Source organism: Citrobacter sp. CK194, assembly GCF_030333395.1.
GTDB classification, from domain to species: domain Bacteria; phylum Pseudomonadota; class Gammaproteobacteria; order Enterobacterales; family Enterobacteriaceae; genus Citrobacter_B; species Citrobacter_B koseri.
Genome location: NZ_JAOWGA010000013.1, coordinates 160,230 through 185,348 on the forward strand (window position 1 = coordinate 160,230; position 25,119 = coordinate 185,348).

Annotated in this window: 18 protein-coding genes; 9 read left to right on the forward strand and 9 right to left on the reverse strand. The window is 58.1% G+C overall.

Going from position 1 to position 25,119, the window contains the following annotated elements; translation table 11 throughout:
- Positions 1-236: 236 nt before the first annotated feature.
- Positions 237-1,823, reverse strand: coding sequence for a propionate catabolism operon regulatory protein PrpR (gene prpR, locus OGX80_RS03580; RefSeq protein ID WP_058668678.1), 1,587 nt, complete (start codon positions 1,821-1,823; stop codon positions 237-239).
- A 265-nt stretch (positions 1,824-2,088) separates the two neighbouring features.
- Between prpR and prpB the strand changes: the two genes are divergently transcribed.
- From prpB to prpE, 4 genes are all read left to right on the forward strand, one after another.
- Positions 2,089-2,967: a methylisocitrate lyase gene (prpB, locus tag OGX80_RS03585; RefSeq protein ID WP_024130618.1), complete on the forward strand. Its 879-nt coding sequence runs from the start codon at positions 2,089-2,091 to the stop codon at positions 2,965-2,967.
- 138 nt (positions 2,968-3,105) lie between these two features.
- Positions 3,106-4,275, forward strand: coding sequence for a bifunctional 2-methylcitrate synthase/citrate synthase (gene prpC / locus OGX80_RS03590; protein WP_024130617.1), 1,170 nt, complete (start codon positions 3,106-3,108; stop codon positions 4,273-4,275).
- 39 nt (positions 4,276-4,314) lie between these two features.
- On the forward strand, positions 4,315-5,766 hold the full coding sequence (locus OGX80_RS03595) for a bifunctional 2-methylcitrate dehydratase/aconitate hydratase (protein ID WP_115181928.1): 1,452 nt from the start codon (positions 4,315-4,317) through the stop codon (positions 5,764-5,766).
- A gap of 33 nt (positions 5,767-5,799) precedes the next feature.
- Complete coding sequence (prpE, locus tag OGX80_RS03600; protein WP_114847692.1) at positions 5,800-7,686, forward strand: propionate--CoA ligase; 1,887 nt, start codon at positions 5,800-5,802, stop codon at positions 7,684-7,686.
- A gap of 96 nt (positions 7,687-7,782) precedes the next feature.
- On the opposite strand, the gene OGX80_RS03605 is transcribed toward prpE, so the two are convergent.
- Together OGX80_RS03605 and OGX80_RS03610 are read right to left on the reverse strand one after the other, a co-directional pair.
- Positions 7,783-10,860 carry a beta-galactosidase gene (locus OGX80_RS03605; RefSeq protein ID WP_115181927.1) on the reverse strand — a complete coding sequence of 1,026 codons (3,078 nt, stop codon included), beginning with the start codon at positions 10,858-10,860 and terminating at the stop codon, positions 7,783-7,785.
- A gap of 121 nt (positions 10,861-10,981) precedes the next feature.
- Positions 10,982-12,064, reverse strand: a complete 1,083-nt coding sequence (locus tag OGX80_RS03610; protein WP_112002472.1) for a LacI family DNA-binding transcriptional regulator — start codon at positions 12,062-12,064, stop codon at positions 10,982-10,984.
- A gap of 421 nt (positions 12,065-12,485) precedes the next feature.
- Here OGX80_RS03610 and mmuM point away from each other — a divergent pair, with 421 nt between their 5' ends.
- Complete coding sequence (gene mmuM, locus OGX80_RS03615; protein ID WP_012133641.1) at positions 12,486-13,418, forward strand: homocysteine S-methyltransferase; 933 nt, start codon at positions 12,486-12,488, stop codon at positions 13,416-13,418.
- A 79-nt stretch (positions 13,419-13,497) separates the two neighbouring features.
- Here the strand turns inward: mmuM and fbpC are convergent, their stop codons facing one another.
- The 6 genes from fbpC to OGX80_RS03645 form a co-directional block, all read right to left on the reverse strand.
- Positions 13,498-14,544: a ferric ABC transporter ATP-binding protein gene (gene fbpC, locus OGX80_RS03620; RefSeq protein WP_024130614.1), complete on the reverse strand. Its 1,047-nt coding sequence runs from the start codon at positions 14,542-14,544 to the stop codon at positions 13,498-13,500.
- A gap of 11 nt (positions 14,545-14,555) precedes the next feature.
- Complete coding sequence (locus tag OGX80_RS03625) at positions 14,556-16,634, reverse strand: ABC transporter permease (RefSeq protein WP_012133639.1); 2,079 nt, start codon at positions 16,632-16,634, stop codon at positions 14,556-14,558.
- A gap of 68 nt (positions 16,635-16,702) precedes the next feature.
- Positions 16,703-17,734, reverse strand: a complete 1,032-nt coding sequence (locus OGX80_RS03630; protein WP_012133638.1) for an ABC transporter substrate-binding protein — start codon at positions 17,732-17,734, stop codon at positions 16,703-16,705.
- Positions 17,731-19,035, reverse strand: a complete 1,305-nt coding sequence (gene uhpC / locus OGX80_RS03635; protein WP_024130613.1) for an MFS transporter family glucose-6-phosphate receptor UhpC — start codon at positions 19,033-19,035, stop codon at positions 17,731-17,733. Before uhpC ends, OGX80_RS03630 begins: the two co-directional genes overlap by 4 nt.
- An 85-nt stretch (positions 19,036-19,120) precedes the next feature.
- Complete coding sequence (locus tag OGX80_RS03640; protein WP_012133636.1) at positions 19,121-20,662, reverse strand: MASE1 domain-containing sensor histidine kinase; 1,542 nt, start codon at positions 20,660-20,662, stop codon at positions 19,121-19,123.
- Positions 20,662-21,291, reverse strand: coding sequence for a response regulator transcription factor (locus tag OGX80_RS03645; protein ID WP_047458568.1), 630 nt, complete (start codon positions 21,289-21,291; stop codon positions 20,662-20,664). The genes OGX80_RS03640 and OGX80_RS03645 overlap by 1 nt, the downstream gene beginning before the upstream one ends.
- A 343-nt stretch (positions 21,292-21,634) precedes the next feature.
- Between OGX80_RS03645 and tauA the strand changes: the two genes are divergently transcribed.
- Genes tauA through tauD form a run of 4 tightly spaced genes read left to right on the forward strand, consistent with a single transcriptional unit; the run spans position 21,635 to position 25,047 of the window.
- Positions 21,635-22,597, forward strand: a complete 963-nt coding sequence (gene tauA, locus OGX80_RS03650) for a taurine ABC transporter substrate-binding protein (protein WP_012133631.1) — start codon at positions 21,635-21,637, stop codon at positions 22,595-22,597.
- A gap of 10 nt (positions 22,598-22,607) precedes the next feature.
- Positions 22,608-23,375, forward strand: coding sequence for a taurine ABC transporter ATP-binding subunit (gene tauB, locus OGX80_RS03655; protein WP_012133630.1), 768 nt, complete (start codon positions 22,608-22,610; stop codon positions 23,373-23,375).
- Positions 23,372-24,199: a taurine ABC transporter permease TauC gene (gene tauC, locus OGX80_RS03660; protein WP_012133629.1), complete on the forward strand. Its 828-nt coding sequence runs from the start codon at positions 23,372-23,374 to the stop codon at positions 24,197-24,199. Before tauB ends, tauC begins: the two co-directional genes overlap by 4 nt.
- Positions 24,196-25,047 (forward strand): taurine dioxygenase, encoded by an 852-nt coding sequence (gene tauD / locus OGX80_RS03665; RefSeq protein WP_115181926.1) that lies wholly within the window; start codon positions 24,196-24,198, stop codon positions 25,045-25,047. The genes tauC and tauD overlap by 4 nt, the downstream gene beginning before the upstream one ends.
- Positions 25,048-25,119 lie beyond the last annotated feature (72 nt).

Genomic DNA, 25,119 nt, shown 5'->3' on the forward strand with positions numbered 1-25,119 from the left:
TAAACGTCTTATCCGGCCTACGGTTCAGTGCTGCTCGTAGCTCGTAGGCCGGATAAGCGTCAGCGCCATCCGGCGATAAGTTCTCTCTCTGCTCGTAGGCCGGATAAGCGTCAGCGCCATCCGGCAATAAGTTCTCACTCTGCTCGTAGGCCGGATAAGCGTTAGCGCCATCCGGCGATAAGTCCTCACTCTGCTCGTAGGCCGGATAAGCGTCAGCGCCATCCGGCGATAAACCTTCACTCTTTTAATCGTCGCCAGAATGTCGTCCGGCTAATACCCAGATATCGCGCCGCCGCGGTTTTATCGCCGTTAAACTGCGCCAGAACCTGCTGCGGCGTAAGCGCTGATGGCGCTTCGGGAATCGTCGCCAGCTCGGGTAAAAACTGCTGTAAAAACTGGCTATCCAGACTGGGCTGCGGCTCGACGCTTAAAAAAAGCGCCAGGCGCTCCATCATATTCCGCAGCTCGCGAATATTGCCGGGCCAGGCATAGCGCAGAAGAATGGTCTGGCTTTGCGCCAGCCCCTCGCGCACCGATTCGCCAAACGGCGCGTCTAATGCAGCCAGGGACTGTTTCAAAAATCCCTCTGCCAGCGGCACGATATCTGACGGGCGCTCCCGAAGGGGCGGAAGCGTCAGGCGCAGAATGCTGAGACGATAAAACAGATCGGTGCGAAATTGCCCCTGCTTTATCGCCTGTTCCAGATTGCAGTGCGTGGCGCTGATAACCCGTACATCCACCGGGACAGGCTGATGCCCGCCAACGCGCGTCACCTCTTTCTCTTCCAGTACGCGCAGCAGGCGGGTCTGTAAGGGCAGGGGCATTTCCCCGATCTCATCCAGAAACAGCGTCCCGCCGTGGGCGATTTCAAACAGACCGGCGCGTCCGCCGCGTCGGGAACCGGTAAATGCCCCCTCCTCATAACCGAATAACTCTGCTTCAAGCAGCGATTCGGTAATTGCGCCGCAGTTAATGGCCACAAACGGAGGCGTTTTTTTACCGCTGCGCTGGCCCCGACGGGCAAAAAACTCGCGGTGAATCGCCTGCGCCGCCAGCTCTTTACCGGTGCCGGTCTCGCCCTGAATCAACACCGCCGCGCTGGAGCGGGCGTACAGCATGATCGTATGGCGAACCTGCTCCATTTGCGCGGAATGGCCGCGCATATCTCCCAGATCGTAGCGGGTGCGTAGCCCGTTGCCGGAGGCATATTGGCCGCTATGTTGCAGCGTCAGCCGGGTCATATCCAGCGCATCGCTAAACGCCTGACGCACGGTAGCCGCAGAATAGATAAAAATGCCGGTCATCCCGGCCTCTTCCGCCAGATCGGTAATTAGCCCTGCGCCGACTACCGCCTCAATGCCGTTGGCTTTCAGTTCATTAATTTGCCCACGGGCATCCTCTTCGGTGATGTAGCTGCGCTGTTCCAGGCGCAAATTAAACGTTTTTTGAAAGGCGATCAGCGCGGGGATCGTCTCCTGGTAGGTGATAACGCCAATGGACGAAGTCAGTTTGCCGGCTTTCGCCAGCGCCTGGAGCACGTCGAATCCGCTGGGTTTAATCAGGATCACCGGTATGGAGAGGCGGCTTTTTAAATAAGCGCCGTTGGAACCCGCCGCGATAATGGCGTCACAGCGCTCGGTCGCCAGTTTTTTACGGATATAGTTCACCGCTTTTTCAAACCCAAGCTGGATGGGGGTGATGGTCGCCAGATGGTCGAACTCCAGGCTGATGTCGCGAAACAGCTCGAACAGACGCGTTACCGAGACCGTCCAGATCACCGGCTTGTCATGATTATCGCGAGCGGGAAGGTGCGTGTCAGCCATAGCAGTTGATGTTGTATTGAGGGACCGAGATTTTGTTTTAGTCGTGTTTCATAAATGTTGCAATGAAACAGCGCGAACCGTTTCATGAAACGTTAGCTGACACGCTTTTGTCCTGATGAAAGGTATGGTTAAGTTTGTATTTTTTGTTATTTGTTTGAATTATAAGAAAAAACAAAATTCTCTCTTTTTCAGCGACCGCTCTGGCATTCCCTTTGCTTTATGTGAATCAACATTAAATAACAAGTTGATAACAAGAGGACGGGATATGTCTCTACACTCTCCGGGCCAGGCGTTTCGCGCTGCGCTCACCAAAGAAAACCCCTTACAGATCGTCGGCGCCATCAATGCCAATCACGCATTGCTGGCTCAGCGCGCAGGCTATCAGGCGATTTACCTTTCCGGCGGCGGCGTGGCGGCGGGATCGCTGGGTCTGCCTGACCTGGGGATCTCCACGCTGGATGATGTGTTGACCGACATCCGCCGTATTACCGACGTCTGCCCGCTGCCGCTGCTGGTGGATGCCGACATCGGCTTTGGTTCCTCCGCCTTTAACGTGGCGCGTACGGTGAAGTCGATGATCAAAGCCGGCGCCGCTGCGCTGCATATCGAAGATCAGATCGGCGCGAAACGCTGCGGCCATCGCCCGAATAAGGCGATCGTGTCCAAAGAGGAGATGGTGGACAGGATTCGTGCGGCGGTGGATGCGCGTACCGATCCTGACTTCGTGATCATGGCGCGTACCGATGCGCTGGCGGTGGAAGGATTAGAGGCGGCGATCGATCGCGCGCGGGCTTATGTGGAAGCGGGGGCCGACATGCTGTTCCCGGAAGCGATTACCGAGCTGTCAATGTATCGCCAGTTCGCCGATGCCGTACCGGTGCCGATCCTGGCGAATATCACGGAGTTTGGCGCGACGCCGCTGTTTACCACCGACGAACTGCGCAGCGCTAACGTGGCAATGGCGCTCTATCCGCTGTCGGCATTTCGCGCCATGAATCGCGCTGCCGAGCGTGTCTATAACGTGCTGCGCCAGGAAGGCACGCAAAAAAACGTTATCGACATCATGCAGACCCGCAACGAGCTGTACGAAAGCATCAATTATTACCAGTACGAAGAGAAGCTGGATGCGCTGAACCTGAAGTAGAGCTGTAGGCCGGATAAACGAAGTGCCATCCGGCAATGCCCGATGGCGGCTGCGCCTTATCAGGCCTACGGCTTATCAGGCCTACGGCGGCGAAACGTACACCCTCAATACCCTACATATAACAATGACGAGGACAACATGAGCGATACGACGATCCTGCAAAACAACACCCATGTCATTAAGCCCAAGAAATCTGTCGCATTATCGGGCGTTCCGGCCGGAAATACCGCGTTGTGTACCGTGGGAAAAAGCGGCAACGACTTACACTATCGCGGGTACGATATTCTCGATCTCGCGGAGCATTGTGAATTTGAAGAAGTCGCGCATCTGTTAATTCACGGCAAATTGCCCAATAGCGATGAACTCCATGCCTATAAAAATAAGCTGAAAGCATTGCGTGGATTACCGGCCAATGTACGCACCGTGCTGGAAGCATTGCCTGCGGCGTCGCACCCGATGGACGTCATGCGCACCGGCGTGTCGGCGCTCGGCTGTACGCTGCCGGAAAAAGAGGGGCATACCGTTTCCGGCGCGCGCGATATCGCCGACAAACTGCTGGCCTCGCTCAGTTCCATCCTGCTTTACTGGTATCACTACAGCCATAACGGCGAACGTATTCAGCCGGAAACTGACGACGACTCCGTCGGTAGCCATTTCCTGCATCTGCTGCACGGCGAGAAGCCGTCGCAAAGCTGGGAAAAGGCGATGCACATCTCGCTGGTGCTGTATGCCGAGCATGAATTCAACGCGTCCACTTTCACCAGCCGGGTGATTGCAGGGACGGGCTCCGATGTCTACTCCGCCATCATCGGCGCGATTGGCGCGCTGCGCGGCCCGAAGCACGGCGGGGCGAATGAGGTATCGCTGGAAATTCAGCAGCGTTACGAAACGCCGGAGGAAGCCGAGGCGGATATCCGCAAACGCATTGAAAATAAAGAGGTGATCATTGGTTTCGGCCATCCGGTCTACACCATTGCCGATCCGCGCCATCAGGTGATCAAACGCGTGGCGAAACAGCTTTCGGAGGCCGGTGGTTCGCTGAAGATGTACAACATCGCCGACCGTCTGGAAAACGTGATGTGGGAATCGAAAAAGATGTTCCCCAACCTCGACTGGTTCTCGGCGGTCTCCTACAACATGATGGGCGTCCCCACCGAAATGTTCACCCCGCTGTTTGTGATCGCCCGCGTCACCGGCTGGGCGGCGCACATCATCGAACAGCGTCAGGACAACAAAATTATCCGACCTTCCGCCAATTATACCGGCCCGGACGATCGCGAATTTATTCCGCTGGATCAGCGCCAATAACTTTATTTCTCTAACGATAAAACGCAGGAAATGTACCCTATGTCCGCACAAATAATGAACATTCGCCCGGAATTTGACCGTGAAATCGTGGATATCGTCGATTACGTCATGAACTACGACATCACCTCTAAAGTGGCCTGGGACACCGCCCACTACTGCTTGCTCGACACGCTGGGCTGCGGTCTGGAAGCGCTGGAATATCCGGCCTGTAAAAAACTGCTGGGGCCGATCGTTCCGGGCACCGTCGTGCCGAACGGCGTACGCGTACCGGGCACCCAGTTTCAGCTCGATCCGGTGCAGGCGGCGTTTAATATCGGCGCGATGATCCGCTGGCTCGACTTCAACGATACCTGGCTGGCGGCAGAGTGGGGCCACCCCTCTGATAACCTCGGCGGGATTCTGGCAACCGCGGACTGGCTGTCGCGTAATGCGGTTGCCGTAGGCAAAGCGCCGCTGACCATGAAGCAGGTGCTGGCCGGGATGATCAAAGCCCATGAGATTCAGGGCTGCATCGCGCTGGAAAATTCCTTCAACCGCGTCGGCCTGGATCACGTACTGCTGGTCAAAGTGGCTTCGACAGCGGTTGTCGCCGAAATGCTGGGGCTGACGCGTGATGAGATCCTCAACGCGGTGTCGCTGGCGTGGGTGGATGGTCAGTCGCTGCGCACCTATCGCCATGCGCCAAACACCGGTACACGTAAGTCCTGGGCGGCGGGCGATGCCACCTCCCGTGCGGTGCGTCTGGCGCTGATGGCAAAAACCGGTGAGATGGGCTATCCGTCGGCGCTGACGGCGAAAACCTGGGGCTTTTATGACGTCTCTTTCAACGGCGAGCCGTTTCGCTTCCAGCGTCCGTATGGTTCTTACGTCATGGAAAACGTGCTGTTCAAAATCTCCTTCCCGGCGGAGTTCCACTCGCAGACGGCGGTTGAAGCTGCCATGACCCTTTTTGAACAGATGCAGGCGGCGGGCAAAACGGCGGCGGATATTGAGAAAGTGACGATTCGCACCCATGAAGCCTGCATTCGCATCATCGACAAAAAAGGGCCGTTGAATAACCCGGCCGACCGCGACCACTGCATTCAGTACATGGTGGCGATCCCGCTACTGTTCGGGCGCTTAACGGCGGCGGATTATGAGGACGGCGTAGCGCAGGACAAACGCATTGACGCCCTGCGCGAGAAGATAACCTGCTTTGAAGACCCGGCGTTTACCGCCGACTACCACGACCCGGAAAAACGCGCCATCGCCAACGCTATCACCCTTGAATTTACCGATGGTTCACAGTTTGCCGAGGTGGTCGTGGAGTACCCGATTGGCCACGCTCGCCGCCGTACCGACGGCATTCCGAAGCTTATCGATAAATTCAAAATCAACCTGGCGCGTCAGTTCCCGACTCGTCAGCAGCAGCGCATTCTGGATGTCTCCCTGGACAGAACTCGCCTGGAGCAGATGCCGGTCAATGAATACCTCGACTTATTTGTCATCTGAGCCAGCAGGCAGTAAGTTCAACAGGAGAGCTTCATGTCTTTTAGCGAGTTTTATCAGCGTTCCATTACGCAGCCAGCGTCGTTCTGGGCTGAGCAGGCCCGACGTATCGACTGGCAGCAGCCGTTTACTCAAACGCTGGATCACAGCGATCCGCCGTTTGCCCGCTGGTTTTGCGGCGGAACCACTAATTTGTGCCATAACGCTATCGACCGCTGGCTGGACAAGCAGCCGGATGCGCTGGCGCTGATTGCCGTCTCCTCTGAAACGGAAGAGGAGCGCACGTTTACCTTCAGCCAGTTGTATGACGAAGTGAACGTGGTGGCGTCGATGCTGTTGTCGCTGGGCGTGCAGCGCGGCGACCGGGTGCTGGTTTATATGCCGATGATTGCCGAGGCGCACATTACGCTGCTGGCCTGCGCGCGGATTGGCGCGATTCATTCGGTGGTGTTCGGCGGTTTTGCCTCGCACAGCGTAGCGGCGCGAATCGACGACGCTAAGCCGGTGCTGATTGTCTCGGCAGACGCCGGGGCGCGCGGCGGTAAGATTCTGCCGTATAAAAAGCTGCTGGATGATGCCATCGCGCAGGCGCAGCATCAGCCGCGCCACGTTTTACTGGTGGATCGCGGGCTGGCGAAAATGGCGCGAGTACCGACGCGCGATCTCGATTTTGCGTCGCTGCGTCAGCAGCATCTCGGGGCGCGGGTGCCGGTGGCCTGGCTGGAATCCAATGAGATCTCCTGCATTCTCTATACCTCCGGCACGACCGGAAAACCGAAAGGCGTACAGCGCGACGTCGGCGGCTATGCGGTGGCGCTGGCAACCTCGATGGACACTATCTTCGGCGGCAAAGCGGGCGGCGTGTTCTTTTGCGCGTCGGATATCGGCTGGGTTGTGGGGCACTCTTATATTGTCTACGCGCCGTTGCTGGCAGGAATGGCAACCATCGTTTATGAAGGATTGCCGACGTACCCGGACTGCGGCGTCTGGTGGAAGATCGTAGAGAAATACCGCGTCAGCCGGATGTTCTCTGCGCCGACCGCCATCCGCGTGTTGAAAAAGTTCCCGACGGCGCAGATCCGCAATCACGATCTCTCCTCGCTGGAGGTGCTCTATCTGGCCGGTGAGCCGCTGGATGAGCCGACGGCCGCCTGGGTGACGGAGACGCTGGATGTGCCGGTTATCGACAACTACTGGCAGACCGAGTCCGGCTGGCCGATTATGGCGATCGCCCGCGCGCTGGACGACCGGCCTTCACGGCTGGGCAGCCCTGGCGTACCGATGTACGGCTATAACGTGCAGTTGCTCAACGAGGTCACTGGCGAACCTTGCGAGGTGAACGAGAAAGGGATGCTGGTCATTGAGGGGCCGCTGCCGCCTGGCTGCGTTCAGACTATCTGGGGGGACGATGCGCGTTTTGTGAATACCTACTGGTCGCTGTTCTCGCGTCAGGTGTACGCCACTTTCGACTGGGGGATTCGCGACGCGGACGGCTATTATTTCATCCTCGGGCGCACCGATGATGTGATCAACGTCGCCGGGCACCGTCTGGGCACGCGCGAGATCGAGGAAAGCATTTCCAGTTACCCGAACGTGGCGGAAGTGGCGGTGGTGGGGGTGAAAGATGCGCTGAAGGGACAGGTGGCGGTAGCGTTTGTGATCCCGAAACAGAGCGACACGCTGGAGGACAGGGACGTGGCGCAAACGGAAGAGAAGGCGATTATGTCGCTGGTAGACAGTCAGATCGGTAATTTTGGCCGCCCGGCGCACGTCTGGTTTGTTTCACAGTTGCCGAAAACACGCTCTGGCAAAATGCTGCGTCGTACGATCCAGGCGATTTGCGAAGGCCGCGATCCGGGCGATTTGTCCACGCTTGACGATCCCGCTTCGTTGCAACAAATCCGTCAGGTGATTGAGGAGTAACCGAGGTGCCCGATGGCGTTATCGCTTATCGGGCCTGGAAGAAAATGTATCGCAGGCCGGATACGGTGCTTGCACCGCCATCCGGCAGTTTCCCTTTTACCGCCAGCTTATCTGGTAGTGGTAGCGCCCGGCGCTGAGCTGATATTCCGCTGAAACGGAGGGGCTCCAGGAGTCATCGCCGCCCACGCCCATATGGAAACCGTCAATATTGAGCCAGGTGCCCGCTTCCGGCTGGAGCAGATGGCGGTGGCTGGTTTCCATCAGCTGTTTCTGGCCGTAGCGACCGATGTTGAACTGAAAATCGCCGCGCCACTGATGCGCGGCATAACACAATTCACGCGTTCCGCAGCGCAGGCCGTTTTCGCTCGGGAAAACATACGGGGTGTACATCTCTTCCAGCGGCAGATCCCAGCGATCAAAGCAGGCGGCAGAGAGACGATCCGGGTAGTTTTCGTGCGGGCCTAATCCCAGCCAGTTGACCCGCTCCGCCACCTGCGCAAGCTGGCAGCTCAGGCCGATGCGCGCCGGATGCGGTGTCCCGCTGGCGACATCAACATCTACCGTTATCTGCATTTCACCGTTGCCGTCGATACGGTAGGTTTTCCGGCTGATGAACAGCGTCTCGCCCTGATACTGCCAGGCGTGGGCGGTGGTAATCAGTATCGCGCTGGCAAGCGTGTCGGCATCGCATTGCAGTAATGCCGCTTTAGCCTGGTAATGGCCGGCGGCCTTCCAGCGTTCAACCCAGGCGTTAGGGTCGATGCGGGTTGCCTCGCTCACGCCGATGTCGTTGTCCAGCGGCGCGCGGGTGAACTGATCGACAAGCGGAGTCAGCAACTGTGCCTCTTCGCCAATCCAGAATTGCGTCAATACGCCCTGCTGGCGGCTGAACTCCCAGCGTTTCTCGCCTGCGACAATACGGAATGCCGTCCCGCTGCTGGTGAGGTGTGGCGCGTTGCCAGCGTGCTGCGGCCACTGCGTAGCGAGTTTTTCGCTGAGCTTCCACTGTTGCCAGGCGCTGATATGTCCGGCTTGCGACCACGCGGTTGCCTGCGGCTGTTCAACGCGTACCGTCAGCCATAGCTGGCCTGCGGTTTCCGCTTCCGGGAGCGCTGGCAGCGCGATGATCTGACGTCCCTGCGGCGGGATATCCAGCGTCACAACGCCTGCGGTCAGCGGGTTGCCATCCAGCGCCAGTGACCAGTGGAGCACCTCGTTATCGCTATGGCGGAACAGGTATTCGCTGGTCACTTCAATCTGGCATTCGGCTCCCGGCAGCAGCGTAAACTGGAAAAACTGCTGCGCGTGTTTGGCTTCATACAGTGACGGATGCGGCGTACGGTCGGCGAACACCAGGCCGTTCATACAGAACTGACGGTCGTTAGGCGTGTCGCCAAAGTCGCCGCCGTAGGCTGACCACGGCCGACCGTCGTCGTCATATTTGATAAGCGACTGATCCACCCAGTCCCAGACAAAACCGCCTTGCAGGCGCGGATACTGGCGAAACGCCTGCCAGTATTTCGCGTAACCGCCGAGGCTGTTGCCCATCGCGTGGGCGTATTCACACAGGATCAGCGGGCGCTGCTCGCCCGGCATCGACAGCCATTTTTTGATCGACCATTTCGGTACGGCGGGGAAGGGCTGATCCTGATCGACGCGGGCGTACATCGGGCAAATGATGTCGGTTGCCGCCGTATTCGCGCCGCCGCCTTCATACTGCACGGGGCGGGAGGGATCTTCCGACTTAATCCAGCGGTACAGCGCGTCGTGGTTGGCACCGTGCCCGGACTCGTTGCCCAGTGACCAGATAATAATGCTCGGATGGTTGCGGTCGCGCTGTACCATCCGCGTCACGCGCTGGCTCATGGCGGGCAGCCAGACCGGATCGTCGCTCAGGCGATTCATCGGCACCATGCCGTGGGTTTCGATATTGGCCTCATCCACCACGTACAGGCCGTAGCGATCGCACAGGGTGTACCACAGCGGGTGATTCGGATAATGGGAGCAGCGCACGGCGTTAAAATTGTTCTGCTTCATCAGCAGAATGTCTTTAATCATGGTCTCTTTGTCCATCACCTGGCCGTTTTCCGGGTGATGTTCATGGCGGTTGGCGCCGCGGATCAGCAGCGGCTTACCGTTTAACAGCAGCAGACCGTTTTCAATGCTGACCTGACGGAAACCGACGTCGCAGGCTTCGGCTTCAATCAGCGTGCCATCGGCGGCGTGTAGCTGCACAACGGCACGATACAGATGCGGGGTCTCCGCGCTCCACAGCACCGGGTGTTCGACATTCAGACGAAGGGTTGTGCGATCAGGGTAAGCGCCGCGCTCATCAATGATCCCGCTGCCGAGCGGAGCGGTTTTTTCTCCGACGAATGTTTCGCTATCCCACAGCTGTACCGTCACGCGTAAATCATCGCGTCGTTCCCCCGTTGTTCTGACCTCCGCTTCCAGCACTGCGCGGCTGAAATCATCGTTGAAGCAGGTGGTGATGCGCAGGTCACGGATTTGCGTTGCCGGTTTATGCAGCAGCGAGACGTCGCGAAAGATTCCGCTCATCCGCCACATATCCTGATCTTCCAGATAGCTGCCGTCACTCCAGCGCAGCACCATTACCGCGAGGCGGTTTTCACCCTTAAGCAAAAAATGCGTGAGATCGAATTCAGACGGCAGACGGCTGTCCTGACCGTATCCGACCCAGCGACCGTTGCACCACAAATGGAAGGCGGAGTTCACGCCATCAAAAATGATCCGCGTCTGGCCTGCCTGTAGCCAGTCTGCGTCAATACTGAATGTGAGCGAGTAACATCCGGTTGGGTTATCTGCCGGAACGAACGGCGGGTTAACCGGAATGGGATAGGTGACGTTGGTATAAATGGGGGCGTCGTAACCGTCCATTTGCCAGTTAGATGGCACGCGCACGCTATTCGCCTGTTGCAGATCGCTTGTCCGCCAGCTCTCTGGTACTGCTTCAGGCGATGAAAACCAGGCAAACATCCATTCACCGTTCAGGCTGCGCTTGTGTGCGGAGTCACGGTTCGCGCGGGCGTCATCGGCATTACGCCAGCTGCAAAAAGGAGGGTGCGCCTCCAGGCGATTAAGTTGCGTTACGCCAGGGTTTTCCCAGTCGCGACGTTTCAGAACGACGGCGAGTGAATCTGTATTCTGGGGCATAGCGGTATCCTGATTGAGTTTGTTATTCGCTCACAATTTCAGTCAAAATACGAAGAGGGGATTCCTGCTGTAAAGGACAGGAGGTTCAATGAGTGAACTGACTCACACAATTGTTATGCGTTCACATTTTCGGCGCTAACAGCGAAACCTGCCGAGCCAGTTGGATCAGGGAGTCGGCCAACGCCTGCGGAGAAGTGACCTGAGCATTGGGGGGCTGCACGGTTTTACGCTGAACCAATGAAACGGGGAGTCGCTGGTTATCGGTGGCGGGTTCGCCACGGGAGAGTTGCAGCAGTTTGTCGACGCTGGTTGCGCCAAGCAGGGGGAAATTCTGTCTGATGGTGGTCAGCGGTGGGATGTAGCAGGCGCTGTCTTCGGTGTCATCGTAGCCTATCACCGAGATATCCTGCGGGATGCGCAGGCCAAACTCGGCGATCGCCCGCATAGCGCCCAGCGCCATCTGATCGTTAGCCACCAGTATTGCGGTGGGCATCGTTCCGTCATTGAGCATCTGCATGGTTTGCTGGAAACCGGACATCGCGCTCCAGTCGCCTTCCGTTTCTGCCACCGGTCGCAGCTGATAGTGGGTCAGATATTTATGCCAGCCCGCCAGTCTTAGCCGCGCAGAGACGGACGAGTGCGGCCCTGTCAACAGCGCGATGCGCTGGTGCCCGTGTTCTACCAGATGCTCAACGCCCAGACGCGCGCCGTCGTCATGGGAAAAAATAATGCTGTTAACGGGGAACCGATCGGACACGTCGAGAAACAGTACCGGCACGTTGCCGCAGGCGGCGGCAACGGCAATGGCATCGTTCTCATCAAGCGGGTAGTTGATGATCAACCCGCTTACCCGCTGTGCCAGCAGGTTATGTACCGCCGCTTTGCAGGCGTCTACTCCGTTGCGCTCCACCATCGCGATCACCACGCTGGCGCCTGACCTGTCGGCGCGGGATTTAATCGCCGCGACAATTTGCGACGGCGCGTGCAGCGCGAGGTTAGCGGTGGCGACGCCGATGAGCGGGGTTTGTTTACCCGCCAGCTGCTGCGCGACGCGATTGGGAATGTAATTCAGCTCCGCCATCGCGGCTTCGACTTTTTCACGGGTTTTGGCGGAAACGTGGCTGGCCTGATTCACCACGCGAGAGACGGTCTGATAAGAGACGCCTGCACGGTCTGCAACATCATAGAGCGTTACCGGTTTCACATTCATCACCCTGAATTTGTTGTTATCTGCGCGTTATGATGCCACACCCTGAAGGTTTTTCGCCATTCTGCCGGTCTGACGTCAGTTTGTCGGCTGATATCGCCCCTGGCTCCTGACGTTGTCCTCATTCCGTCGTATGAGTGGGGACGGTATGTTCCCACTTCTGTCTGAGCGCCGGTGCGCCGCCTTGTTGCCAGAGTTGTAAGAGATTCTGGCAGCGGAGGCATTATGAGCTGGCGACCCTTTCTTTATCTCATTGTTACTCCTCACCCGGTGCTGAGCGCCCGGCGCGCGCGTTTGCGGCTGGTACAAGGCTGACGGGTCTTTAATAATTGCGTAGCGCTCCCGATTACCGCCCGGCGCGCTGTGTTATGGTGCTTGTTTCATTGCCGATTTCATAAGCAGAAACAGGAGCCAGACTATGTCGCAACATAATCCGTTGAGCGCCATCCTCGATAAACAGGATTTCCTGTTGCTGGACGGGGCGATGGCGACGGAACTGGAAGCGCGCGGCTGTGATTTAGCCGATAGCCTGTGGTCAGCGAAGGTGCTGGTAGAAAACCCGGCGCTGATCCGCGAAGTCCACCTTGATTACTACCGGGCGGGGGCGCAGTGCGCGATTACCGCCAGCTACCAGGCAACGCCCGCAGGACTTGCCGCGCGTGGGTTTGATGAAGCGCAGTCGAAAGCGCTGATCGGCAAGAGCGTGGAACTGGCGCGCAAAGCGCGGGAAGCGTATCTGGCTGAGAACCCGCAGGCGGGCACGCTGCTGGTGGCGGGTTCCGTCGGGCCATATGGCGCGTATCTGGCCGACGGTGCGGAATATCGCGGGGATTACGTATGTACTCCCGAAACGTTCCAGGCTTTTCATCGCCCGCGTGTGGAAGCGCTGCTGGATGCGGGCGTTGACCTGCTGGCCTGCGAAACGCTGCCGAATTTTATTGAGATTAAAGCGCTGGCTGAGTTGTTAACCGAATATCCACGGGCGCGGGCATGGTTTTCGTTTACGCTGCGCGACAGCGAGCATCTGAGCGACGGTACGCCGCTGCGTGACGTGGCGGCGTTCCTCAACGCCTGCCCGCAGGTTGTGGCGACTGGCGTAAACTGCATCGCGCTGGAAAACGTCACCGCCGCATTGCAGCATTTGCACGGGCTGACCGCGCTGCCGCTGGTGGTTTATCCCAATTCGGGCGAGCGGTACGATGCGGTAAGCAAAACCTGGCATCATCACGGCGAAGCGTGCGCCACGTTGGCGGAGTATTTACCGCAGTGGCTGGCGGCGGGTGCGAAGCTGATTGGCGGTTGTTGCCGGACGACACCGAAGGATATTGCTGAATTGAACGCGCAACGTTGAGTGTGTGGGCTGATCCTTACCCGGCCTACAACGTGCACGAACCGTAGGCCGGGTAAGCGGTAGCGCCACCCGGCATCAATTACACTGCATCTGCTAAAACAAACATCCCGTACGGGTGGATTTCGAGGTAATAATTTTCCCCCACGTCCGGCTGCAATCGGGTGGCGTTAACCTGCAATAAAATCTCCTGTCCGTGCCACGCCACCGTCACCTCATACTGCGGCCCCATATAGGCGACATGCTGAATCACACAGCGCTGGCTCTCTTCGCCGCGATCGCTCAAGGTAATCGCTTCCGGGCGCACGCCAACGGTGCCGGAACCCTGGGCGGCAAAGTGCGCCGGGCGCGGCAGCCGGTAGCCGTAGATATCCACATACTCCTGACTGAACGTCGCCGGGAACAGGTTGGCATCGCCCATAAAGCTCGCCATAAAGCGTGACGCAGGTTGACGGTAGAGATCCTGCGGCGAACCGATCTGCATAATATGCCCCTTGTTCATCACCAGCACGGTATCGGAAACCGCAAAGGCTTCGCTCTGATCGTGGGTGACGTACAGCGAGGTGATATCAAACTGCTTTTGCAGTTCGCGGATCTTGTCGCGCATGCTGCGACGCAGGTTGGCGTCGAGGTTACTTAACGGCTCATCAAACAGCAGCACCTTCGGCTTGAGGATCAGCGCGCGCGCCAGCGCCACGCGCTGCTGCTGACCGCCGGAGATCTGATCAACATAGCGGTCTTCGAATCCTTCCAGATCCACCATCGCCAGCGCCTCTTGCACACGGGCTTTCACTTCGCTGCGCGACACGCCAAGCATCTTCAGACCGTAGCCGACGTTTTCCCCCAGCGACATGTGCGGGAACAGGGCATAAGACTGAAAGACCATACAGATATCACGCTGCTGAATAGAGCGATGGGTGACGTCTTCGCCATCAATGAAAATCTGTCCTTCGCTCGGTTTTTCCAGCCCGGCCACCAGACGCAAAATGGTCGTTTTGCCGCAGCCGGAAGGACCGAGCAGCGTCACCATTTGCCCCTGCGGGATGGTGAGATTGATATTATCGATAACCGTGTTGCTGCCGAATCGTTTGGTGACGTTGCGCAGTTCAACAAAATTTTTCTGACTCATAGTGCGCTCCATTACGCCTGGTTTTTGGCTTTTGAACGGGAGATACGCGCTTCCCCGATCAGCCAGTCAAAGATGAAAATAATCGCCAGCATCACCACGATCAGAATCGAGCCGTAGGCGATCGCCACGCCGTATTCGCCGTCTTCCACGCGGTTGAGGATGTAGGCCGTCGCCACGCGGGTGTCTGGCGTGACGAGGAATACAATGGCGCTGACGGTGGTAATGGCGCGCACAAAGCTGTAGATCAGCGCCGAGAGGATCGCTGGGCGCAGCAGTGGCAGCAGGATGTGCGTGATGGTGCGCAAGCTCCCGGCGCGCAGGCTGAGCGACGCTTCATCCAGCGATTTATCGATCTGGCCTAATCCGGCGATCCCGGCGCGAATCCCAACCGGCACGTTACGCATCACCATCGAAATAATCACAATCGCCGCCGTTCCGGTGAGGTACACCGGGGCGCTGTTAAAGGCGAGGATGTACGACACGCCCGCCACGGTGCCCGGTACGGCGAAGCACAGCATGGTGGTGAACTCGATAGTCTTTTTGCCTTTGAACTGCTGGCGTACCACAATCCAGGCGATCAGCAGACCGAAGATGGCGGTGATCGGCGCGGCAATTCCGGCGTAGAGCAACGTATCAAGCAGGGAAGGCCACGCGCCGTCGCTCATACCCTGGCCGAACAGCTTGATAAAGTTCGCCAGCGTCAGGGTGTAATCCACGCCCCAGTTGACGGTGAAGCTACCGTAGAAAATGCTGCCGTAGAGCAGGGCGTTGAAGGCTATCCACACGGCCAGAATGGCGATGACGCTCCACACCAGGGTGACAGGCAGCGGCTGGACGTCGCCACGGTACGATTTCCCGGAGACCGTGACGTAAGAGCGCTTACCGATCCACATATACTGCACACAGAACACCAGCAGCGAGAACAGCAGCAGGAACGCGCCCAGCGTACTGGCGGCCTGATAATCAAGCTGCGAACCGGTGATATAGAAATAGATCTGCGTCGCCAGCACGTCGAAGTTACCGCCGAGCACCAGCGGGTTACTGAAGTCGGCCAGCGACTGCACCACCACGATCAGGAAGGCGTTCGCCAGCGCCGGTTTCAGCAGCGGGACAAACACACCGTTAAAGGTCTGCCAGCGGCTGGCGCGCAGGGTATATGACGCTTCTTCCAGCGATGGATGGATAGTTTTGATCGCCCCGTCGAGGATCATAAACGCCATCGGCGTAAAGGCCAGCACCTGCGCCAGCCAGATGCCGGTAAACCCGTACAGCCAGTTGGTGTTGGTCAGCCCGAACCACTCGACCATAAATTCGGTGACGTAGCCGGAGCGTCCCATCATCAGCGTAACGCCTAAACCCACTACGAACGGCGGCGTGACGATTGGCAAAATCGAGAAGATGCGGCCAATAATGGCGCTGCGTTTGGCAATGCGGGTGGTGTAAATCGCCAGTACCAGGCCGAAGAAGGTACAGCCCACGCCCACCGCAATCGACAGGGCGATGGAGTTGAGGATCACCTGGATGATATGCGCCTGCGACAGCACCGTCATAAACGCCAGCGGCGCGAATTCCCCGGCGTCGTTGGTGAACATCGGGATGAAAATCGCGATACTCGGCCAGACGATAAAGATGCCGATCAGCGCCACAATGGCGGTAAGTGAGCCGATCACGAAGCGGTCGCCGCCCAGCCATTCCAGACGGGTCAACGCCAGCGTCATGATCGCGCCCAGCGCGACGAACAGCACGATAGTGGCGTAGCCTAAACCACGGCCTTCAACGGTGGCGCTGATGACGATAAAGGCCATACACAACAGCGCCCAGCCCGCATCAAGGTAATGGCGGCTGCGCTGTTCGCGCCTGGCTTCATGGAACGGGCGAATCAGTAGCAGGCTTGGCAGCAGATACCACAGCCAACTGATATTGCGCTGTGACCAGCCGTAGGACTCAAGGATTTCATCGCCCGTGGACTCCAGCAGGCCGTAATCCAGGCTCCAGCTCGGCAGCAGGGCAAACGCCAGCCAGCCCAGCAGAACCCAAAAGAATATCGCATCCCGTTTTTTCACGGGATGGTGTGCAAGTGTGTGTGACATAGCGGTTCCGGTATTGTGGGCCGGGTACGGCGTTACGCCGCCACCCGGCAAATGAACGCAATGTGGGCTTATTTACCCATCTTCACTTCGCTAACCCACTTATTGATAAGCTGCTTACGGACGTCGGTAGAACCGTATTTATCCATGTCGTAGTTGATGAGCTTCAGGTCGTCGAGTTTCAGCGAGTTCGGTGACGTTTCCGCTGTGGTGTTGGTCAGGATCTGATAAGACTTGCCTTTCTTCCACGCCAGTTCTTGTGCTTCTTTTGACAGCACCCAGTCCACGAACAGTTTGGCGTTGTCGAGGTTGCGTGCGCCTTTCAGGATGCTGACGCCGCCAATTTCATAGCCGGTGCCTTCGCACGGAGAGATCAGCTCCAGCGGCGCGCCCTGTTCTTTTTCCAGCGAATAGTCGTGCAGGAAGCCAATGCCGATAGCGGTTTCGCCACGGGCGGCGTTACGTGCCGGGGCAATACCGGATTTGGTGTACTGAGACACGTTGGCGTTGAGCTGTTTCAGGTAATCAAAGGCCTGATCTTCGCCCCACAGCTGGGCGAAGGTCGCCAGTGCGGTATACGCAGTGCCTGAACTTTGCGGGTCGGCAATCTGAATCTCGCCTTTGTATTCCGGTTTGGTCAGGTCTTTCCAGCATTTTGGCACCGGCAGATTTTTCTCTTTCAGGCGCTGGGTATTGACGCCAAAACCGAGAATACCGACATACACCGCTGAAGAGAGGTTGCCTTTTACTTTCGCCGGATCGCGGAATTTCTCCATGACCTGCTCAAGATTGGGAGACTTGTAGGGTTGCAGCAGCCCCATTTCACCCGCCTGGGACTGAGGGTCCAGCGTCCCGCCGTACCAGACGTCCGCCTGCGGGTTTTTCTTCTCGGCATCCACTTTCGCCAGCGTACTGCCGGAGCCGTTGCGGATGAACGAGGTTTTGACGTCATATTTGTCGCCAAACGCTTTGGTTTCTGCTTCGCACATTTCGTTGGTGGCGCTGCAATAAACCACCAGGCGGCCTTTGGCCTGCGCGGCGCCGGTTAAGGTTGCCAGCGCAATGCCGGATGCAATCAGGGTAGAGGTAAGCGTCAATTTCATTGTTTTATCCTTTGACTGAGCGAGGTGGTGATGCCCGCCATCAGCAGCGGCATCAGCAATAAACCCATAAGTACCGCGGCGACCGAGAGCAAACTGAACATGCCCGACCAGCCGTAGCGTTCAATGACCAGCGACAGAGGCCAGCCCGCCAGCGCTGCCCCCAGATAGGCGAACAGGCCGAGAAACCCGGTGATGGAACCGGCCGCCGCTTTGTGCCCGCACTCGACGGCGGCAAGGCCTATCAACATTTGCGGGCCAAAAACGAAAAAGCCCACCGTGAAGAAACAGACAGCCAGCAGTGCGTAATGGTGTACCGGCGCTAACCACAATGCGGCGACGGACACCATCAGCCCCAGCGTGAACAGCAAAATCATCGGCGCGCGCTGGCCGCTGAACAGCAAATCCGACCCCCAACCGGCGAACAACGCGCCGAGCAGACCGCCAACTTCAAACAGCATCACCGTGGCGTTGGCGCTGAGCAGATTGACGCCGTGGCTTTCCGTGAGCCAGATGTTGCCCCAGTCGTTGAGGGCGATGCGGATCAGATAGACCAGCACATATGAGACACCCAGCAGCCAGATCATCGGGTTTTTCAGCATCGTGGTGCGCAACATCTGCCACAGTCCCATCGGCGGGCTTTGCTGCTCCTGTCGCAGCTCCAGCGGGTCATGACGCCATGCGCCGACCGTTGGCAATCCCTCTTCCTGCGGCGTGCCTTTCAGCTGTAGCGTGAGCCAGATACCTAATGCCATGCTGATGATCCCCGGCGCCAGCATCGCCGCCTGCCAGCCCCACCAGTGGGCGGCGAAAGCGCTAATCAGCGGGATAATCGCCCCGCCGATGTTGATCGACATATTCCAGCAGCCCCACCAGAAGCCGCGCTCGTTGCGCGAATACCAGTGGGTCAGCAGTCGGGCGCAGGGCGGCCATCCCCAGCCCTGAAAGAAACCGTTCAGCGTCCAGACCGCCAGCAGCAGCGTCAGCGACTCGCCAAAGGCGAACACCACATTCAGCAGGCCGGTGGCGAACAGGCCGACGCCCATAAACCAGCGCTGCCCGTGGCTGTCGTGCCACAGCCCGGCGGTAAACTTCGACAGGCCGTAGGTCAGGTAAAACAGTGAACCCAACAGGCCGATATCGCCTTTATCGAGTCCGAGATCCGTTTGCAGCGCCGGAAGCACGTAATTCACGCTTTTTCGCGTCAGGTAAAATGCGGCGTACCCGATGACCATGCACATCAGCAACCGCAGGCGTAGCGCCCGGTATCGTTGGTCTGTTTCGTTTACTGGGCGTGGATGCATGGCCGTCTCCGTTTGTGCTGACTATAGGAAAGTGAAAACCAAAGGGGATGAGAGAAAGTCCGCAGTGACTAAGACTTTTTCCTGGTCAGGACGTGGTTTGTTGCAAAATTGTGGGCAAGTTAACAATTACCCGCGTGCCGTGCAGCGATTCGAGCGTCAGTTCGCCGCCCAGCGCGCTGACCCGTTCGCGCATCCCCTGAATACCGAATCCCGGCATTTTTTCAGGCTGGATGCCGGTGCCGTTGTCCCGAACTTCCAGATGGAGGGTCTGTTTCTGCTGGCTTAACAGAATCGTGACCTCGCTGGCTTCGGCATGTTTACAGACGTTGTTCAGCAGTTCCTGCAACAGGCGGTAGAGAGTAAACCTGACGGTTTCATTTTCCGGGGTAAGCGTAAGGCGATACTCAAACTGGCAGCGAATCCCACGTTCGGGGAACGCGAATTCGTTGACCAGATGATGCAGCGCCTCTTTAAACGACAGCTCATCCAGCGCGGGGGGACGTAGCTGGCGTAACAGCTGGCGGGTAGAGTGGTGAATACGGCGGGCGAGATCGTTTATCTGGCTGGCGGCGGCCTGCGTCTGCGCCGGATCGCGCGCGCGTTTCACGAGCTGTGACTGGATCTGAATGGCGGTGATGTTCTGCCCGATCTCGTCGTGCAGCTCGCGCGCCAGGTTTTTGCGCGTATCCTCTTCGGTATGGATCAGCTTTTCGGTCAGCGCCCGGCGCGCCGCCAGCTCCGCCTCCAGACGCTGGCGATAGTGGTGCAGGTTTTGCGCCAGATGCTGCTGGCGGCTGATGGCGATCCCAAGACCTATGCCGAGTAGCGCCTGGGTGGCGAGGAAAATCTCCAGCTCGACCAGGTTGTTAAACCCGACGCCGACCTGGCGGGCGATGGTGATCATCATGCTGCCCAGCAGCCCGGAGAGCACGCCGCCCTGCCAGCCAAACTTCCACGCCATCACCACGTTAGGCAGGAACACCACGATCAGCAGCAGGCGTTCAATTTCCGGCGACAGCACCATTTGCGTGCCGATGCCGATAATAAAGAACAGGCTGCACCAGATGATCAGCGAAGTGCGCAGCGGCGGGTTGTTGGTATCCAGCCCCAACAGATGATAACGGTGCTGCTGGCGTAAAAATTCAAATACCAGGTAAACAAAGGGGGTGAGCAGCACGCCGCCGGTAAACGACGCCAGGCCAGTCAGCATTGCCGGGCTTTTTATAAAGGGCGACAGCAGGGCGGTATTCAGCAGCGAGGCCAGCGTGACGGCGGCCAGCAGCAGCGTGAGACGCTGCCAGTACAGGGGAAAACGGTGCCAGAATTTTTGTCCGATGCTGGCCGGGATCAGGCAGATCAGCGGCGCCGCCAGCAGGACGTAGCCGCTGAGCAGTTGCTCGCTATGGAGCCATAAAGGCATCAGCACCGGCGGCAGTATCAGCGCGGGCCAGTAACGGCGGGAGAGTAAAATCAACAGCGCAAGATAAACGCCGTGCGGCAAAAAGAGCGCCGCCTGTTGGCCGTTATGGGTCAGGTAAAAGCCCAGCGTCCATAGCATCAGCCAACCTGTTCCCCAGGCCAGCAGGATAAACAGTGAGATCACCCAGTAACGCACGCCGCGAGACATCAGTGCCCCGTCAGCAGCTGGTGGTCGAGGGCGAAATGCACCAGCTCGATGGTACTGTGACACTGCAATTTACCCAGTACGTTAGCACGGTGGACGTGAACGGTTTTATGGCTGAGGTCGAGCTTAAATGCGATCTCTTTGACGCTGTCGCCTTTGACCAGTAAATCAAAAACTTCTCGCTCGCGGGGGGTTAACACCTCCAGCACCTGCGCCGGCTGTTCGCCGCCGCGCAGCGCCCGCAACGCATCGGCACACAGATAGTGGCCGCCCATACCGACGGAACGCACCGCCTGAACCAGCTCTTCCGGCCCGCAGCGTTTGGTCAGATAGCCGCTGGCGCCTGCATCCAGCGCGCTTTGCACAAACGCTGGCGTGTCGTAAATGCTGAGGACGATGGCGCGAAACGTGGGTTTTTGCGCGCGTAGCCGCTTTAACAGACTCAGCCCGTTTTCGTCCGGCATCGCGATATCCAGCACCGCGACGTTAACGTCATCGCGCAATAATGCGGGCCAGGCTTCCGCCGCGCTGCTGTACTGGCCTGCTACGTCCAGATCGTCTTCAAGACTTAATAATTGCGCAAAGCCGGAACGCACCACCACATGGTCATCAACCAGCACCACACGAATCATATGCTTACTCTCTTGCCGAATAATGCCTCTATGATGCCTGCCCCCGCTGCGCTGGCAATCATCCGGGTGTGGTTATGGAATGAATGTAACAAAATCGCAATAATTTGCAGGGTGTTGTTGTCGTGGTAGGCCGGATAAGCACAGCGCCATCAGGCATGGATTGCCGGATGGCGGCGCAAGCGCCTGATCTGGCCTGCAACTCAATGCTAAATACATTTCCACACTAACCATTCCCGTTTTTTTTCTAAAAACGCTTTGCTATTAGCAAGAATTTTTAATTCCTTTATCAAACTCGGCCGCAACGAAATACTGCCCCCATAACAAGACAGGGGAGCAGACAATAATGGGTATTTCATCGCGTAACACACTTCTCGCCGCACTGGCGTTTATTGCATTCCAGGCGCAGGCGGTTAACGTCACCGTCGCGTATCAGACATCCGCCGAACCGGCGAAAGTGGCGCAGGCGGATAACACCTTCGCCAAAGAGAGCGGGGCGACCGTTGACTGGCGTAAATTCGACAGCGGCGCGAGCATCGTGCGCGCGCTGGCTTCCGGTGATGTACAGATCGGCAACCTCGGCTCCAGCCCACTGGCGGTCGCCGCCAGCCAACAGGTGCCGATTGAGGTTTTCCTGCTGGCGTCAAAACTGGGGGAATCCGAAGCGCTGGTGGTGAAGAAAACGATCGCTAAGCCGGAGGATCTCATCGGCAAACGCATTGCGGTGCCGTTTATCTCCACCACTCATTACAGCCTGCTGGCCGCGCTGAAACACTGGGGCATTAAGCCCGGGCAGGTCGAAATCATCAATCTGCAACCACCGGCGATCATTGCCGCCTGGCAGCGTGGCGATATTGACGGCGCTTACGTCTGGGCGCCCGCCGTTAACGCGCTGGAAAAAGACGGGAACGTGCTGACAGACTCGGGGAAAGTCGGCGAATGGGGCTCGCCGACGCTGGATGTGTGGGTAGTGCGTAAAGACTTCGCGGAAAAACATCCAGAGGTGGTCAAGGCATTCGCGAAAAGCGCCATCGACGCGCAGCAACCCTACATTGCCAATCCTGAGGCGTGGCTTCAGCAGCCGGATAACATCAGCAAACTGTCGCGCTTAAGCGGCGTGCCGGAAACGGACGTGCCGGGGCTGGTGAAAGGCAATACCTACCTGACGGCGCAACAGCAGGCCGTTGAGCTGAACGGGCCGGTCAATAAAGCGATTATCGACACCGCGCAGTTCCTGAAAGAGCAGGGCAAAGTGCCCGCCGTCGCGACGGATTACAGCCAGTACGTCACCGATCGCTTTGTGCAATAAGGAGGCGCGGATGCTGCAAGTTTCCCATCTCTTTGCTGATTACGCCGGTAAACCGGCGCTGGAAGATATCAATCTGACGCTCGACAGCGGTGAGTTGTTAGTGGTGCTGGGCCCGTCAGGGTGTGGGAAAACCACGTTGCTGAATCTGATCGCCGGTTTTCTGCCTTATCAGCACGGCACGATCCAACTGGCGGGCAAACGGGTCGATGGGCCGGGTGCGGAGCGCGGCGTCGTCTTTCAGAACGAAGGGCTGCTGCCCTGGCGCAACGTGCAGGATAACGTCGGACTTGGCCTGCAACTGGCGGGAGCGGACAAAACCCGGCGTCAGCACGTTGCGCAGCAGATGCTGAAAAAAGTCGGGCTGGAAGGGGCGGGAAAACGCTTTATCTGGCAGCTTTCCGGCGGGCAGCGCCAGCGTGTCGGCATCGCCCGCGCGCTGGCGGCAAATCCTCAACTCCTGCTGCTGGATGAGCCTTTCGGCGCGCTGGACGCTTTCACCCGTGAGCAGATGCAAACGCTGTTGCTGAAACTCTGGCATGAGACCGGCAAGCAGGTATTGCTCATTACGCATGATATTGAAGAGGCTGTGTTTATGGCGACGGAGCTGGTGCTGCTTTCTCCTGGCCCCGGTCGCGTACAGGAGCGGCTGTCGCTTGATTTCGCCCGCCGCTTTGTGGGGGGAGAATCCTGCCGCAGCATTAAATCCGATCCGCAGTTTATCGAGACGCGGGAGTATGTGTTAAGCCGCGTCTTTGAACAACGGGAGGCCTTCTCATGAGCGTGGTCATCAACGATAAGCTGCGTCAACGCGGGTTGAAATGGCGCTGGCCGTTCTCTCGTCGCATTACCCTGAGTATCAGCACATTAGCGGTGATTCTGGCCGTGTGGTGGAGCGTAGCGGCGTTGCAGTTAATCAGCCCGCTGTTTCTGCCGCCGCCGGGGCAGGTGCTGCAAAAACTGATCGCCATCGCCGGGCCGCAAGGGTTTATGGACGCCACGCTGTGGCAGCATCTGGCGGCGAGCCTGACGCGCATTCTGCTGGCGCTTCTGGCCGCCGTGATTATCGGCATTCCGGTGGGCATTGCGATGGGGCTAAGCCCAACGATACGCGGCATTCTCGATCCGATCATTGAACTCTACCGACCAGTCCCGCCGCTTGCGTATTTACCGCTGATGGTGATCTGGTTTGGGATTGGCGAGACCTCCAAGATCCTGCTGATCTATCTGGCGATTTTCGCCCCGGTCGCTATGTCGGCGCTGGCGGGCGTCAAAAGCGCACAGCAGGTTCGCATTCGTGCGGCGCAGTCGTTAGGCGCCGGACGAGTACAGGTATTGTGGTTTGTGATTCTGCCCGGCGCGCTGCCGGAGATCCTCACCGGATTACGCATTGGCCTGGGCGTGGGCTGGTCAACGCTGGTGGCGGCTGAGCTGATTGCCGCCACCCGGGGTTTAGGGTTTATGGTGCAGTCCGCCGGGGAATTTCTGGCAACTGACGTGGTGCTGGCGGGGATCGCGGTGATTGCGGTGATCGCGTTTATTTTAGAACTGGGTCTGCGTGCGCTTCAGCGCCGCCTGACGCCCTGGCATGGAGAAGTACAATGAGTGAACGTCTGAGCATTACCCCGCTGGGGCCGTATATTGGCGCGCTGGTTTCCGGCGCGGATCTGACCCGCCCGCTGAGCGATAATCAATTCGAACAGCTGTATCACGCGGTGCTGCGCCACCAGGTGGTTTTTCTGCGTGAACAAGCCATTACGCCGCAGCAACAGCGCGCGCTGGCACAGCGTTTTGGCGATCTGCATATTCATCCGGTCTATCCCCACGCCGAAGGCGTCGAAGAGATTATTGTGCTGGATACCCATAACGATAACCCGCCGGATAATGATAACTGGCACACCGATGTGACCTTTATTGAGACGCCGCCAGCAGGGGCGATTCTGGCGGCAAAGGAACTGCCCTCTAGCGGCGGGGATACGCTATGGGCCAGCGGCATTGCCGCATATGACGCACTTTCCGAACCGTTTCGCCAGTTGCTGAGCGGTTTGCGGGCGGAGCATGATTTCCGTAAATCGTTCCCGGAATACAAATACCGCAAAACTGATGAGGATCATCAGCGCTGGCTTGAGGCGGTAGCAAAACATCCGCCTTTGCTGCATCCGGTGGTGCGTACCCATCCGGTGAGCGGCAAACAAGCGCTGTTTGTGAATGAAGGCTTTACCACGCGGATTGTCGATGTGACGGAGAAAGAGAGCGAGGCGCTGCTTGGATTCTTGTTTGCGCACATCACAAAACCGGAGTTTCAGGTGCGCTGGCGCTGGCAGCCTGATGACGTAGCCATCTGGGATAACCGCGTCACCCAGCATTATGCCAACGCTGATTACCTGCCGCAGCGGCGCATTATGCACCGGGCGACGATTCTGGGAGATAAGCCGTTTTATCGCGTGCCGTAATAGATAATCACACTATTCGGTTAGGGAACGGTTAGGGAAATTCAGGCCTGATAAGCGCAGTGCCATCAGGCA